The sequence below is a fragment of the Candidatus Bathyarchaeota archaeon genome (genome assembly GCA_026014745.1).
In the GTDB taxonomy this organism is placed as follows: domain Archaea; phylum Thermoproteota; class Bathyarchaeia; order Bathyarchaeales; family Bathycorpusculaceae; genus Bathycorpusculum.
Genome location: JAOZHS010000001.1, coordinates 603,047 through 615,874, shown reverse-complemented (window position 1 = coordinate 615,874; position 12,828 = coordinate 603,047). Strand labels below are relative to the sequence as shown.

General features: G+C 47.2%; 19 protein-coding genes and 3 pseudogenes. 2 read left to right on the top strand and 20 right to left on the bottom strand.

What is annotated here, in order from left to right; genetic code table 11:
- From NWE92_03380 to NWE92_03295, 18 genes and pseudogenes are all read right to left on the bottom strand, one after another.
- Positions 1–666 (bottom strand): 30S ribosomal protein S5, encoded by a 666-nt coding sequence (locus NWE92_03380; protein ID MCW4028671.1) that lies wholly within the window; start codon positions 664–666, stop codon positions 1–3.
- A gap of 275 nt (positions 667–941) precedes the next feature.
- Positions 942–1,529 (bottom strand): annotated as a pseudogene (locus NWE92_03375) (50S ribosomal protein L18).
- Positions 1,530–1,985: a 50S ribosomal protein L19e gene (locus NWE92_03370; GenBank protein ID MCW4028670.1), complete on the bottom strand. Its 456-nt coding sequence runs from the start codon at positions 1,983–1,985 to the stop codon at positions 1,530–1,532.
- Positions 1,986–2,200: 215 nt separating this feature from the next.
- Positions 2,201–2,593, bottom strand: a pseudogene (locus NWE92_03365) (50S ribosomal protein L32e).
- Positions 2,593–3,138 carry a 50S ribosomal protein L6 gene (locus NWE92_03360; protein MCW4028669.1) on the bottom strand — a complete coding sequence of 182 codons (546 nt, stop codon included), beginning with the start codon at positions 3,136–3,138 and terminating at the stop codon, positions 2,593–2,595. Before NWE92_03360 ends, NWE92_03365 begins: the two are co-directional and overlap by 1 nt.
- Positions 3,139–3,151: 13 nt before the next feature.
- Positions 3,152–3,535, bottom strand: coding sequence for a 30S ribosomal protein S8 (locus tag NWE92_03355; protein ID MCW4028668.1), 384 nt, complete (start codon positions 3,533–3,535; stop codon positions 3,152–3,154).
- Between the two features lie 17 nt (positions 3,536–3,552).
- Positions 3,553–3,717: a 30S ribosomal protein S14 gene (locus NWE92_03350; protein MCW4028667.1), complete on the bottom strand. Its 165-nt coding sequence runs from the start codon at positions 3,715–3,717 to the stop codon at positions 3,553–3,555.
- A 14-nt stretch (positions 3,718–3,731) separates the two neighbouring features.
- On the bottom strand, positions 3,732–4,274 hold the full coding sequence (locus tag NWE92_03345; GenBank protein ID MCW4028666.1) for a 50S ribosomal protein L5: 543 nt from the start codon (positions 4,272–4,274) through the stop codon (positions 3,732–3,734).
- Positions 4,267–5,031, bottom strand: a complete 765-nt coding sequence (locus NWE92_03340; GenBank protein ID MCW4028665.1) for a 30S ribosomal protein S4e — start codon at positions 5,029–5,031, stop codon at positions 4,267–4,269. The genes NWE92_03345 and NWE92_03340 overlap by 8 nt, the downstream gene beginning before the upstream one ends.
- 227 nt (positions 5,032–5,258) lie before the next feature.
- A pseudogene (gene rplX, locus NWE92_03335) lies at positions 5,259–5,621 on the bottom strand (50S ribosomal protein L24).
- Positions 5,622–5,630: 9 nt separating this feature from the next.
- The gene (locus tag NWE92_03330; protein ID MCW4028664.1) at positions 5,631–6,029 is read right to left on the bottom strand and encodes a 50S ribosomal protein L14; all 399 of its coding nucleotides are present in this window, start codon (positions 6,027–6,029) and stop codon (positions 5,631–5,633) included.
- A gap of 46 nt (positions 6,030–6,075) precedes the next feature.
- Complete coding sequence (locus NWE92_03325; GenBank protein ID MCW4028663.1) at positions 6,076–6,396, bottom strand: 30S ribosomal protein S17; 321 nt, start codon at positions 6,394–6,396, stop codon at positions 6,076–6,078.
- Position 6,397: 1 nt separating this feature from the next.
- Complete coding sequence (locus tag NWE92_03320; GenBank protein MCW4028662.1) at positions 6,398–6,679, bottom strand: ribonuclease P protein subunit; 282 nt, start codon at positions 6,677–6,679, stop codon at positions 6,398–6,400.
- The gene (gene rpmC, locus NWE92_03315) at positions 6,676–6,966 is read right to left on the bottom strand and encodes a 50S ribosomal protein L29 (GenBank protein ID MCW4028661.1); all 291 of its coding nucleotides are present in this window, start codon (positions 6,964–6,966) and stop codon (positions 6,676–6,678) included. The genes NWE92_03320 and rpmC overlap by 4 nt, the downstream gene beginning before the upstream one ends.
- Position 6,967: 1 nt before the next feature.
- Positions 6,968–7,750, bottom strand: coding sequence for a 30S ribosomal protein S3 (locus NWE92_03310; GenBank protein ID MCW4028660.1), 783 nt, complete (start codon positions 7,748–7,750; stop codon positions 6,968–6,970).
- Positions 7,751–8,233 (bottom strand): 50S ribosomal protein L22, encoded by a 483-nt coding sequence (locus NWE92_03305; GenBank protein ID MCW4028659.1) that lies wholly within the window; start codon positions 8,231–8,233, stop codon positions 7,751–7,753. It abuts the gene before it with no gap.
- Between the two features lie 309 nt (positions 8,234–8,542).
- Positions 8,543–9,235: a hypothetical protein gene (locus tag NWE92_03300; protein MCW4028658.1), complete on the bottom strand. Its 693-nt coding sequence runs from the start codon at positions 9,233–9,235 to the stop codon at positions 8,543–8,545.
- A 228-nt stretch (positions 9,236–9,463) separates the two neighbouring features.
- Positions 9,464–9,754 (bottom strand): MoaD/ThiS family protein, encoded by a 291-nt coding sequence (locus NWE92_03295; protein MCW4028657.1) that lies wholly within the window; start codon positions 9,752–9,754, stop codon positions 9,464–9,466.
- An 81-nt stretch (positions 9,755–9,835) separates the two neighbouring features.
- Here NWE92_03295 and NWE92_03290 point away from each other — a divergent pair, with 81 nt between their 5' ends.
- Together NWE92_03290 and NWE92_03285 are read left to right on the top strand one after the other, a co-directional pair.
- Positions 9,836–10,321 carry a GNAT family N-acetyltransferase gene (locus NWE92_03290; GenBank protein MCW4028656.1) on the top strand — a complete coding sequence of 162 codons (486 nt, stop codon included), beginning with the start codon at positions 9,836–9,838 and terminating at the stop codon, positions 10,319–10,321.
- A 46-nt stretch (positions 10,322–10,367) separates the two neighbouring features.
- A complete protein-coding gene (locus NWE92_03285; protein MCW4028655.1) occupies positions 10,368–11,141 on the top strand; it encodes a sugar phosphate isomerase/epimerase in 774 nt (257 codons plus the stop codon).
- A 32-nt stretch (positions 11,142–11,173) separates the two neighbouring features.
- On the opposite strand, the gene amrB is transcribed toward NWE92_03285, so the two are convergent.
- Entirely contained in the window at positions 11,174–12,028 is an 855-nt protein-coding gene (gene amrB / locus NWE92_03280; protein ID MCW4028654.1) for an AmmeMemoRadiSam system protein B, read from the bottom strand.
- Positions 12,029–12,032: 4 nt separating this feature from the next.
- A complete protein-coding gene (rpsB, locus tag NWE92_03275) occupies positions 12,033–12,821 on the bottom strand; it encodes a 30S ribosomal protein S2 (protein MCW4028653.1) in 789 nt (262 codons plus the stop codon).
- Positions 12,822–12,828: the final 7 nt, after the last annotated feature.

Below are 12,828 nucleotides of genomic sequence, written 5' to 3'. Positions count from 1 at the left end.
TTACTTCACCCAATCGGTTGTGGTGATTAAGTTGTAGGTTTTTGTTAAGCCGTCAAAGATTGCGCAGGCATATGATGGAACAGTTCGAGTTGAGCCGTAGCTTCGCATCCAGAGGTCTTTTACGCCGGCTAAGCCTAAGATGACTTTGGCGACTTCGCTGGAAACCAAGCCTAAGCCTCTTGGACCAGGTACGATAACAACACGGACCCCGCCGCATTTGCCTTCCACCTGGAAGGGCACTGAGTGAGGTTTGCCGCATCCGCATTCCCAACTACCGCATCCACGTTTTACAGGTACGATGTTTAGGCGTGCGTTTGCTGCTGCTTTCTCGATTGCGTTGCGGACTTGACTAGCTTTTCCGTTTCCTAAGCCGATGTAGCCGTCTCTGTTTCCGACTGCGACGATTGCTTTGAAGCGGCTTTTTTCGCCTGCGTCAGTTTGTTTCTGGACTAGGTTAACGTTAATGACTTCTTCTTGTAGGTCAGGGATTAGGGAGTCAACGATTTGAGGTTCACTGATTTTTATGCCTGAAAGGAAGACATCTTCGATGGTTGTTATTTTGCCTTCTTGAACCATTTTACCGAGGCGGGTTTTTGGAACCCATTGTTCTAAGCTTTGGGCTCTTCTTTCGCTGTCTCGTGATCTATCTCTTTGTCTGTTACTCATTCTTTCTTTTCACCTTTCTTGGGTGCCTTTTCTTTTGGCGCTTTTTCTTTGGACGCCTTCTCTTTTGGAGCGGCTTTCTCTTTAGGTGCAACCTTTTCGGCTTTTTCTTTGGTTACTTTTTCTTTGGGTGCTGCTTTAGCTTCAGCTTTGGAGGCTTTCTCTTTTGCGGAAGCCTTCGCTTTTGCGGGCTTTGGAGCTTCTTCGGGTTCTTCTTCGAATTCCTCGAATTCTTCTTCCTCTTCCTCATCTGCAGCTTCTTCAACAGCGACTGTTACGCCTTTAAATGAACCCACCAGGTCAGCTTTCACTTTACTGATGTGCTCACCCATCTTTTCAGGGGCAACACCTGCAGCAGCATACTTTGAGAATTTTGCAGCATATTCCTCGGAGCCGACACCCAAAGTTTTTGCATATTTAGAGATGTGGGTACCTTGGATGCGTTCCTTAACGATTTTTTCTTCGCTGTAGGGAATCTCAACGCCTGCATCAACGACGCCTTTGAGTACTGCAAAGGTTCGGTGACCTTTAGTTGGAGTAACCAGTCCTATGTCAAGGATTGCTTTTTCTATGCCGTTGGTTTTGGCTTTCAGACCGCAGAGTAAACCTGTAAGGTAAGCTGCGGGGATGTTACCTGTGGAGGCTTTCCAACCGAAGTTCTTTACAAGTTCGCGGCTGTTAGCTGCAGCTAAGACTTGGTCGCCCGTGGCTTTTGCGATTATTATTTGGGCGGTTACATTGCGGATTGATGCGCGGGTAACGAGTCGGGGTATGCCGGAAATTACCATAGCTTTGCGGGCTTGATAATCGGTTTTGCCTTCCCGTCTGCGTCTGAGTTGTACTCGGTAATTGCTACTTTTTGCCATCTAACGTTTCCTCCATAGGTCATGTTCTTTTAAGTTACGTTCCAAGTCAGCGATAGAGTCAAAGCGACCACTGCCAGCCATCCTATAATATATAGTATAGGTGTCTTCAGTTATGACGCGGCTTGCTTTGAGTTCACGGAGCTTGCGGCGTAATGAACGAATCTTGAGCATCCAAGCTTGTTTCTGGGTAAGTCTTGCAAAACTCGCACCTGTAACGCTGCCAGGTCCGCTACGTCTACCCTGACGCTTTTTGCCTTGAATAGATTTAGCTCTTGAGCGGCTAACGCCTACCACAGGCAAAGAAACTATAGCTCTCTCGTGAATGAGTTTTCGGACTTCTTCACGTGTAATTGCGCCTTCAACGTCGTCCATGCGTAGGGGATCTATCCAAACGCGGTTTTGGCCAACTTTGAGAATCTGCGCGGCTAGGCGTCTTTGACCAGATAAGTTTGTCATTGTTTCTTGTCTCCCTTTTTGGGTTTAGCTTTAGATTTTACCGCTTTTTCTTCTTTCTTTTTTGTTTCTTTGGCGGGTTTCTTTTCTTTTTTGGGTTTCTCTTCAGGCGCTTCTTCCGTTTCTTCGGTTTCGGTTTCTTCAGCTTCTTTGGCTTCTTCCGCGGTTTCTTCGCCTTCAGTTTCCTCTTCTTCAACCTCTTCGGTTTCTTCCTCGGAGATTGGAACGTTCAAGATTTTAATGTTGAGCTCTTCGGCTTTCGCAACAATATCAGCGCGCTTTCGTTTGCCAACAGTGTGTGCTATGCGTGCCGCTTGGGTGGCAACATCGATCTTGGCGAGGTCTTCTACGTTGTAAACAAGGACTTCCTTGTAACCTGATGGATGCAGATATCGGGCGACTTTTGGTCCTTTATAACCCATACTGGGTCCTGGAGGCCAACCTAGGATTTTTCGGCGGATTTTGTTGTCTAACCCACGAGGTCTACGCCAGGATGTGCTGAAGCGGTCGAACCGCCAGCTTTCTGCACGTACAAACTTGGGTTTCTTGTTGCGTGAGCGTTCTCTGATTCGGAGTGCTTTGCGTGAGGGTGAGGATTTCTTTTCGGTCATTATGCCATTCCTTCATTTCTTTCAAATACGTAGATGCCGTCAAGGAAGACACGGGGGTCTTTTCGTCTGACTTTAGTGGATTGTTCGATGTTTGCTGCGGTTTGGCTGACTTCTTCAAGATTGTTGCCAGATATGATGATGTCGTCGGTTTCGATTTTGACTTTTACGTCGCCTAAGATTTTTACGAGTCGGGGTCTGCGTTCGCCAGTGAAGTTTTCAATCAAGACGTTTCTGCCTTGGAGTTTCACGGTTATTGGGAAGTGGGAGAACACGATTTTCATTTTGTACGTGTAGCCTTTTGTTACTCCTACAATCATGTTGTTTATGTGGGAGTAGATGGTTCCTACAAGGGCGGCTTCTTTTTTGCGGGGCCATTTAGCGGAGATGCGTACGTTTTTGCCTTCGCTTTCAATGGCGATTGACACATAGGAGAAGTCGCGGGTTAAGGAAACCTTTGCACCTTTGACGGTAACTTTCTTATTGGCTACAGTTACGTTTACGTCGTCGGGAACTTGAACAATTTTTGTTATTTCTGGAAGCCGCATAAAGTTACTCTCCTTAGTACACGAAGGCTAAAAGCCTTCCTCCAACGTTTTTCTCTTCAGCATCCTTGTGCGCGATGACGCCTTTGGATGTTGAAACAACCATAATGCCGACGTCGCGTGATGGCAGGAATTTCTTTTCCCAATCCTCGTATTCTGTGGATTTTACTGCGAAACGTGGTTTCACAGAGCCACATTTGTTTATTCTTCCGAGGAGTTGGACTTTGAATTTGCCTTGGCGACCATCGTCTATGAATTCGAATTCGCCTATGTAACCGTTAAGTTGCATGATGCGTAGGACACGCCCCAAAAGTTTAGAGGCAGGGCTAATGATGCATTCGCGTTTGTTGCGTGTCTCGTTATTTATGATGGTTACCAAACCATTCGTTAAAGTGTCCATTGTTCTTCTTTTAGCTCCTACTCATATTTTTTGAATCCTAATTTCGGTGCGGCCTCTCTAAAACATGTCCTGCATAAATATAAATCGTAACGTCTGATGACTGGACCATACGATCCGCATCTTACACATGGACGTGAACCTTTGCCGTATTTTCGTTCTTTCTTAACTTGCTGTTTTCCCATACATTCACACTCTTTTAGACGATTTCGACTCCTAGAGTTTGTTTCACGAAGACGATTGATTCTTCGGGTGTTAAGAGGTGCTTTGGACCAACCGGTGTACTGGCGCGTTTGCGAATCTTTATGCGTTGACCTGGGCGGTTGACGGTTACGCAGACATCCATACCGAAGATGCCGATTTCAGGGTCATATTTTACGCCGGGAATGTCGATGTGTTCTTTGAGGCCGAAAGCAAAGTTTCCCCGGTCATCAAAAGCGCGTTTTGAAACCTTGTTGTCAACAACAGGCAAGACTTTTTTGAGGAAGTCAAGTGCGGGTTGTTTGCGCAGGGTTACGACGACAGCGATGGATTCTCCTTCACGGATACCGAAGTCTCGGATGGTTTTTTTGGCTTTCTTTTTAACGGGGGTTTGACCGGTGATTTCTTTGAGTACACGGTTAGCTTTTTCTAGGGGTTCACCTGACTTGCCAACGTTGAGGTTGACAACAACCTTTTCGATACGTGGCTTACGCATCGGGTGATCTTCCCAAGATTGAATGAATGCTTCGTCCTCAGACAACTACAGATTCCTCCAAGGTTTTGATGATCGGCGCGGTTTCACCGATTGAGAAAACGAAGTCTAGGATAGTTTGGTAACGTTGACCCTGTGCGTCTTCAATGACAACTAGGGCTTGCCGACGTTTCTTAGCTTCAGTCTTTTCTATTTCGACGATTTTACCTTGTTTGCCGATGTTTTTTCCGCCAGTGATAACTGCTAAGTTGCCCTCTTTGGTTTTCAAGGTTGCAACAACTTGTTTCTCTGGGAGCGTGATTTTTAGGATGTCGAATGTTTCGTAAGTGACTTCAATGGGGTTTTTGGGGTCAGCGATTTTGATTAGCATGTTGGAACCGTCGTGGAGAGCAATTTGGACGCCGTTATGGACAGCGGTTTTGTCATCTACTCTGCAGAGGGTTGCAGCGGAGTCCTCTTTGCTGATTGCTGAGAGAACTAATCCTTTGTGTGAAGGCAAAACGCGGTAGTAAGCGTTCATGTCAGGCATGGATATGACATCCATTAAGCCAACTGGGCTATCGTCTTTTTTGCGGACTTTACCGTTAACCAAGACTTTGCCTTGAGCTAAGATTAGTTGACCTTCTTTTCTTGTTTGAGCTACACCTAAAATGTCACGTAAGACAAGGGTTAGGGGCAGGCAGTTCTCCAGTGAATGTGAACCTGAGGAAGGTTTTGCTACCCACGGTAATTCTTTGCGGTGAATTGGCCAGAATGCTGGTGCTGGCTTACGTTTCAGCCTTGCAGTTTTTCCTTTTTTACCCATACTTATTGGTCTCCTTTAGAGGTTTTTTTGGTTCGCCCTTTAGGTGCTGCTTTTGGTTCTTCTGTTTCGGTTGCAGCGGTCTCTTCAGGGGCTTCTTCTTCAGAGGCAACTTCTTCGACTTCTTCTGGAGCGGCTTCTTCCTCTACAGGTTCCTCAGCTTTTTTGGCTGCTTTCTTTGCGGCTTTTGCTTTGGCTTTGTCTTCTTTTGTTGGTTTCTCAGGAGCCTGTTTGCGTGAGAGGATGTTTTTGCGCCATTTATCGTCCAAGTTGAGGTTGCGTATCTGGACTTTAGAGGGATGAACTGGGAGGAAAATGTTTGTTCCGTCCACTTTTTCCCGTGTTAAACCTTCAATGTAGATTCGGTATGTTTTGAGGTCAACACGTGAAACTTTACCTTCGAAGCCTTTGTTGTCGCCACGGAGAATGCGAACGGTGTCGCCTTTCCGTACGGGCATGGTTTTTGCGCCTCGAGAAGCGGCAAGCTCAGTGGAGAGAGGCGCCGCCATCATTTTGTGGCGTAAGTGAGCCGGAGCATTGAAAACCATTTTGCGCTGTTTGCGCGGATTCTTTACACGATTAGTGGTTTGCATATTTTACACCTATACTATTATGCTGGAGGCACTTGCAATACGGGGCCATCTTTCAGCTGCTTCTCTTGCAACTGGCCCGCGGATTTCGGAGCCTTTCATTTCGCCTTCAGGAGTGATAATGACTGCTGCGTTATCTTCAAATTGTACCCAGACACCATCGATGCGTCGGAAAGATTTTCTTTGGCGAACGATGACTGCTTGGAAGATTTTTTTGCGCATATCTGGAGAGCCTTGACGAACAGATACAGTGACTTTGTCACCGACTGTTGCTGAGGGGTATCGGCGTAGTCTGCCTTTGTAACCCATGGCCTGGATTAAACGCAAGACGCGAGCGCCAGTGTTATCTGCGCATTTCATTTCAGAGCCTGCAAGGAGTCCACGGCTGATTTTTTGTCCGTGAGAGAGCATACCTTTTGCGGTTAGGGCTCTTTGCTTTGCCTTCGCAGCACACATTTTAGCGTTCCTCTCCTAGCTTTTCTACAACAACAAACGAGACTGTTTTGCTGATTGGTCGGCATTCCACGATTTTCACGCGGTCGCCTTCCTTAACGTCGATGCATGGGGGGTTGTGTGATGGGATATGTCCGCGTCGACGTTCGTAACGTACGAACTTGGAGGAGAATTGCATGAATTCTCGGTCAACGATTACGGTTTTGTCCATCTTGGATGATTTGACGACGCCTTCCAATACACGGCCGCGAATTGATAGTTCACCGTGGAATGGACAGTTACGGTCGTCACAGGTCTTTTTGGGTTGCTTGAAAGTCATTGACATGTTACCATAACCTCTTTACGCTTTTTTTGAGGCGATCTTCCGATCTGCCGACTAAAAGTTTACCGTCAATCTCGACGATTGTTCCATCGTCAAATTGGAAGTTAAAGATAGCGGATTCCTTGATTACACTTCGAGTTTTGCCTTCGTTTTGGAAGGTGAATGTGTTCTTGGTTTCGCCGATCACTTGACCGCCGACACCGATGTAGTCACGGTGAAGACTTTTTGCGACTTGGGCGTGGGCGCCGATGAATTCGTATCGGATAATGTCAGGAGTTATTATCATTGGGTTGCGGGCTCCTCAGTGGTTTGTTTAGCTTTGGTTTTTTTGGCTTTTTCTTTCTTTTCAGGTTCTTTGGGAGCTTTGCGTAGACCCATTTTGGTTTCGTTTTGCACTGTTAATATTTGTGCGATGGTTTTGCGTATTGCCCGAATTCTTGTGGGGTCTTCGATTGCGCCGCCTGCGTTCACCATGGTTCGTATACGAGCTAATTCAGCGCGTAAATCGACCAGTTTGTATTCGCGGTCTTGAACAGAGAGAGCTTCAATCTCTTTTATTCTCATAATTGCCATCTTACTGTTTCTCCTCAGGTTTTGATTCGGGTGCAGGTTCAGCTTTAGCTTCAGGTTTTGGCTCTTCAGCTACTGCGGGGGCTTGAACTTCTGGTTCAGGCTTGGGCTCTGCTGGTGGAGCTTGTTCTGCTGGCGCGGGGGCTGGTGCAGCTTCGGTTTGAGTGACAATTTCAGGTTCCTCTTCAGGCACAGCTTCAAGGATCTTGACTTTGTCAGGGAAATATGCGTCTGGAGGCATAATTTTGACGCGGACGCCTATCATTCCAGGTTTTAGTTGGACATGGACCTCGGCGGTTTTCATAGCACGTAATGCTGGTTCGCCGACGATTGGATAGTGACCTGCACGGAACTTTTCGAAGCGAGCTCGTTCAGTGGTTAGTTTTCCGCTGATAACGATTTCAGCGCCCAAGGCGCCTGCTTCCATAACTTGGTTGAGTGCCCAGAAACCTGCTCGCCTAAAGTGAACACCTCTCTCCAACGCTGAAGCAACGCGGTTAGCGATTACGTGAGCGTTGAATTCGGGAACCTCAATTTCTGAAACAGATATTTGAGGATTGGTTACTTTGAAGTTTTGATCAAGGGCTGCAGCAAGTTCTTTGATGGTTTCTCCGCCTCTGCCGATGACTAAGCCGGGACGCATAGCGTAGATAACGACGTGGGTACCCAGAGGGGTTTTTGAGATGTTTACTCCACCGTATCCTGCGCGTTCAAGCTTTTTCTGTAAAAATTCATCAATTTCTGTTCGTTTGATGGATTCTGTTATAAAACGTTTTACAATGCTCATTTACTGCTCTCCTTGAGTCGGTTTCTCGTCGAGGACGATTTCGACATGTGTGGTTATATCATATTTTGGTGAAGCTCTGCCGTGGGCTCTGGGCGTGTAACGCTTGAGTTTCATGCCTGGATATGCAGCTGCGTGCATAACACGTAGACGGTCAACGTCTAAGCCTTTGTTTTCTGCATTAGCTTGGGCAGCTTGAATTACAGTGAGGACTTGTTCAGCGGTTTTAATGGGGTATCTGCCGACGAAACGTTTTTGCATGCCGCCTTTGTGGCCCAATTTCTTGATGTAGCGTGTGTAAGGCACAGGTTTTTTCTTTGCCAACACATCGCGTAGGAATTCTTTGGATTGGGTCAGCGTCATGCCTTTGACGGCTTTGCAGACTTCGCGTGCTGCTTTATGGGATACCTTAAGTTCTCTGCCGCTGGCTTTCGCTGTTTTTTCTGGATCAAGTGTTTCCGTTATTGAGTATCCCCATTTTGGCATTTTAATTTCTCCGATGCGCCAATCAAACACGTAAAAGCAATTTATATGGCTTTCCGTATCAGAACTAAGATTTTGCTCTTAAGCGACTAAGTGGTTGTCCGTGCGAGGGAACAATTCGAACGCGTGAGGTGTACAGTTTTTGAAGTGCAGTTAACCATTTATAGTTTACCTAATACTCCCCAGCAAAAAACTCTAAACACAAACCAAACGTCCCGACCCAGGCTACTTTTAACAGTTTAGCCTACCTTAAGCAACCAAAAAAGCTTACATCACCCCAATAGCCAAAAACCGTAACGGGCAAAAGTTTGGTTAACTTTTAATTGAAAAAGACAAGCAGCCCCCGACTTGGGGCATAAAGTTAGTTAAGGTTACAGTTTCAGACGGCAACTCAACGGCGCCTAAAACAAAACGCGGATGCTTCTCCAACGCAACCACGCGCCCACAAGAAGTTTTGGTAAAGCGCATCACAACCTCTGTTTTAGCCTGCGTCATTACCTTCAGCACCATGTTACGCTTGGTATTTTCATATGACATATACGATGCGATGACTATGGCGCGAGTTTTTTTGGCGAAATCTGATAGATAACCTATGATCTGGCTGTAGATGACTTCTGCTTCTTCGCGGGGAAGGTCGTTATCTAAGAAGAAGCCTGCGATGTCAGAGATTACGACGAGTTTAGCGTTGTAGCGTTTTGTGGTTTCTTCGAGTTTCTCAATTATCAGAGCGGTTAATTGATGGGCGGTGAAGGCGCGGGATATAAAGATGCGATCAAGCGCGCGGGTTGGGTTGAGTTCGTGAAGCTGGGCGAGACGGGCGATTTTGTAGAGGCGAAAACTGTTTCCGCCATCAACAAAAACTACGTTGCTGCCTAAACCGCCAAGTTGAGGAGGCAACTGCGCGCGTATACAGAGCAGAGAAGTTAAAGACATCACCGATGACCCATAAAGGACCGCGAAGTCGCCTGGTGCAAAGCCGGGAAATAAATCGTCCACTTGGGGCATATTTAAAGAGAATAAAGGCTGAGAGATTGCGGGTTTTTCTAGCAGGTTTTGGGTCATCGATTTCACGGGAAAATGCATACGGCGGTTTGGGCTTTTTAAGGCATCACTGAAGCTACCTTGCGGATAAGTGGAGGGGAAAGTGAAAGTAATGAGCAGTTGCGACCTACCCCTCTCAGGTTTCTGCATAGAGTTTCTAATATGATCCAAATAGGCTGCAAATAGGTCGTGTTAGCCGCCGCCGACGGGGGGGAGAATTGCTAAAACATCGCCGCCCCCAAGCGCGGTCTCTAACCCTTCGAGGTTTTGGGTGCTGACGCCATTGATTAGAAATTGCAAAAAGCCACGAGGCTGCCCCGTTTCAGCGTAGACGTAATTTTTGAAGGCGGCACCGTATTTCTGTGCCAGCAGCTTTAGGGCTGAGTCTACTGTGACTTTGGCGTCGTCGGGGAAGCTGAGGATTTCTTCACGTTTACCAACAGTTTCTCGCAGCACAGTAAAAAAGCGAACTTTAACCTCCATGAGAATCAAAAGGGAAATGGTGATTGGAGAAATTAACCCTTATGGAAGAAAAAACTAATCCATGTTTATTAACCAAAAAAGATGATAATAAAAACGCGGGTCGGTATGGTCGAATTCTGCATTGAAGAAGCTAACGTAGAAGACGCACATGACATTTTAGCTGTTCAGAGGCTTGCATTCCAAAGCGAAGCCGAAAGATACGGCGACTTCAAAATCCCGCCTCTCCTCGAGACACAGGAGGAACTGGAAACAAAAATCAAGACACAACTTATCCTAAAAGCCACAGTTAACGGCGAAATTGTTGGTTCGGTTCGGGTTGAAGAAAAAGATGATGCATGCCATGTTGGGCGGTTGATTGTTCACCCCAACTTTCAAAATCAAGGCATCGCCACCCAACTACTCAAAGAAATCGAACGCAGATTTCCGTTATGCCACAAATTCGAGTTATTTACGGGAGATAAAAGCCTAAAAAACATCTATCTCTACGAAAAACTTGGCTACAAAAAAGTCAGCGCGACCGAGCAAGCAGACAAAATTACGCTAATTTTCCTTCGCAAAACACGTTAATCCCTTTATCTTTCAATCCTATTAAAAGTGAACAGAAGGGGAACAAATGAAGTTAAGTTTATCCAATGGGGTTTTTAGCAGGCTTAGTTTAGAAGAAAACTTCCAAACCGTGGTGACGCTTGGGTTTAGAAACATAGAATTTAACATGAAAATCGTGCAGAAAGAAAACGACACCGACGTCTACCGCGAACAACGCCTCCTAAAAACCACAGGACTAAACTGCCTCACACATCACTGCGCCAGCCTCCACGTCAAAGACCCCCTCGAAGTCCACCGCGCCGTCTATTACGCCAAAATCTCGCTGGAATGCGCCCACGCCCTAGGCGCCCCCGTCATGACTGTGCACTCCAACGTTGACAAACGGCTACCGCGACAGGTGCGTGAACAATGTTTACGGGGGGTTTTCGGTGAGGTCGTGCCTTTTGCAGCGCAGTTAGGCATCAAGTTGGCGTTGGAAAATCTTTCTTACACGTCGACGGGGTTTGGTAAAAACGTGGAGGAACTCGAAGAGGTACTAGGCGTCATTGACGAAGAGGGGGCGATGGGGATTACGTTTGATTTGTGTCATGCGCTGGAAACCAAAGAAACACAGAATCTTTTGGAGAAATATGGCAATCGCGTCTGTAACGTGCACATGGCAAATAAAGCGCATAAAGCCTTCACGGCAGCCACGCCAGCGTTATCTGCATTTCTGGAGGGGTTAAGCAGTTTTAGATATGAGGGCCCAATTACATTGGAGTTGTCACAGGGAACAACCATTGAGAAGATTGCGCAGACTAAAGCTTTTTTTGATGGATTTTTGGAGCAGTTTAGAGGCTAATGGCTGCTGTTACGACCATACAAGGGGCAGAATTATTTTTTGAATGCCACCGCAGCGTACCCGACGACACTCGAAGAATCACCAGTGACGTCTCCGCTGTTATGGTAGCTTAGAAGCTGGGCTTCCTTAACCTCAGCACCCACCGCATAGGTTATTAGTGCAGTTATGGGTGCGTATCCGCAGGCGGTTATGTTTTGGTTCTCAACGATCGTGTAGAAGCGTTTGGCATCCATGTCGATAACGGCTTGCAGTGCGTGGTGGTCTTTGGCTGAGGCTTCCTCGGCGGGTTCATAGTGAGTCATGTCAGAAGAGGCAATGACTACGGTGTTTGTGGCGTCAAGGGCTTCGGTGAGCGCCCGCCCCACTTCGAAGGCGGAATCATAATCCTGCATCAAAAAACAAATGGGAACGATTTTGAAAGTGTTGCCGTAGAGGAACTGCAAGAAGGGCAATTGAACTTCTATGGAATGCTCAAAACGGTGAGCAGTTTCATCCACATCAACAATGCTGGTTTCTTGCAGTATAGCGTCGGCTAATTTGGTATCAACTTCTATGTCGCCCAGCGGCGTCCGCCAAGCGCCCTGCCGCATCAACGCTAACCCACTACCATAACCAGTATGGTTGGGGCCAAGCAGAACAACGGTATCAGGTTTCCCGTCGAGGGCTAATTCATAAAAAGCATGTGCCGCCACGGGACCCGAATAAAGGTAGCCTGCGTGGGGACAAATTAACCCCGCGATTTTACGCGGGTACATGTGAAGGTTGGGTTGAGGTAGTTTTTTTGGGCCAAGTTTGCTCAGGAAACAGGAGGATAGTTGTGCCTTAAGAGCTTCGGCGTCACCTGCATAAAATTGACCTGCAACGGTGGGACGCCGAATAGGCGGCAACCCTTTAGGGTTCCTCCTCCTCTTCGCGTGTTACTTTGGCTTCAAAGTCTTCGATGCCTACTGGTGGGTCACGATCGGCTGCTAATTCTCCACGTTCGCGGAGGATTTGGCGGGCTAATAGCCAGAATATGACTGCAAGTGCACGTCTACCTTTGTTGTTGGTTGGGATGACTAAGTCAACGCCTGCGAATTCGTTGTCAGTGCTGCATAGTGCAACGATGGGTATGCCGACTGTGCTGGCTTCTTTGACGGCTTGGGCGTCTGCGCGTGGGTCAGAGACAACGATGACTTCGGGGTCAACGCGGTGGCTGTATTGCGGGTTGCTGAGTTGGCCAGGGATAAATCTGCCTATGAGGGGTGTTGCACCGGTGAGTTTGCAGAACATTTTGACTGGTTCATGAGCGTAGAGGCGGGTTGCGGCTACTGCAACTTTGCTGGGTTCATAGCGTGAGAGGAATTTGGCGGTGGTGCGGATGCGGTCGTCAGTTTTTTTGACGTCTAAGACGAATAGGCCGTCGGGGCGGACGCGGTAGATGAATGGTTCCATGTCGAGGGTTTTCATGCGGGTGCCAATGTGGATACCTGCGGACAGCAGGGTGTCGCGAGGCAGAAGAAGGGTCTCTTCAGGTGCCGTTTCTACAATTTCTTCTTCAGCCTCTTCGGTTGGCATTTCAGATTCAACAGTGACTCCCTCTACTTCTTCCACTGTCTCGGTTTCTTCTTGGGGAAGCTCTTCTGCTGTTTCCTCTTGGGTTTCTTCAGGTTGATTTTCTCTAACTTCATCTTCTGACATTAGGTTC

Coding starts and splice junctions, on each gene's coding strand:
- NWE92_03380 (MCW4028671.1), bottom strand. CDS start 666: ATGAGTAACAGACAAAGAGATAGATCACGAGACAGCGAAAGAAGAGCC.
- NWE92_03370 (MCW4028670.1), bottom strand. CDS start 1,985: ATGACAAACTTATCTGGTCAAAGACGCCTAGCCGCGCAGATTCTCAAA.
- NWE92_03360 (MCW4028669.1), bottom strand. CDS start 3,138: ATGCGGCTTCCAGAAATAACAAAAATTGTTCAAGTTCCCGACGACGTA.
- NWE92_03355 (MCW4028668.1), bottom strand. CDS start 3,535: ATGGACACTTTAACGAATGGTTTGGTAACCATCATAAATAACGAGACA.
- NWE92_03350 (MCW4028667.1), bottom strand. CDS start 3,717: ATGGGAAAACAGCAAGTTAAGAAAGAACGAAAATACGGCAAAGGTTCA.
- NWE92_03340 (MCW4028665.1), bottom strand. CDS start 5,031: ATGGGTAAAAAAGGAAAAACTGCAAGGCTGAAACGTAAGCCAGCACCA.
- NWE92_03330 (MCW4028664.1), bottom strand. CDS start 6,029: ATGCTCTCTCACGGACAAAAAATCAGCCGTGGACTCCTTGCAGGCTCT.
- NWE92_03325 (MCW4028663.1), bottom strand. CDS start 6,396: ATGTCAATGACTTTCAAGCAACCCAAAAAGACCTGTGACGACCGTAAC.
- NWE92_03320 (MCW4028662.1), bottom strand. CDS start 6,679: ATGATAATAACTCCTGACATTATCCGATACGAATTCATCGGCGCCCAC.
- rpmC (MCW4028661.1), bottom strand. CDS start 6,966: ATGGCAATTATGAGAATAAAAGAGATTGAAGCTCTCTCTGTTCAAGAC.
- NWE92_03310 (MCW4028660.1), bottom strand. CDS start 7,750: ATGAGCATTGTAAAACGTTTTATAACAGAATCCATCAAACGAACAGAA.
- NWE92_03305 (MCW4028659.1), bottom strand. CDS start 8,233: ATGCCAAAATGGGGATACTCAATAACGGAAACACTTGATCCAGAAAAA.
- NWE92_03300 (MCW4028658.1), bottom strand. CDS start 9,235: ATGCCCCAAGTGGACGATTTATTTCCCGGCTTTGCACCAGGCGACTTC.
- NWE92_03295 (MCW4028657.1), bottom strand. CDS start 9,754: ATGGAGGTTAAAGTTCGCTTTTTTACTGTGCTGCGAGAAACTGTTGGT.
- NWE92_03290 (MCW4028656.1), top strand. CDS start 9,836: ATGATAATAAAAACGCGGGTCGGTATGGTCGAATTCTGCATTGAAGAA.
- NWE92_03285 (MCW4028655.1), top strand. CDS start 10,368: ATGAAGTTAAGTTTATCCAATGGGGTTTTTAGCAGGCTTAGTTTAGAA.
- rpsB (MCW4028653.1), bottom strand. CDS start 12,821: ATGTCAGAAGATGAAGTTAGAGAAAATCAACCTGAAGAAACCCAAGAG.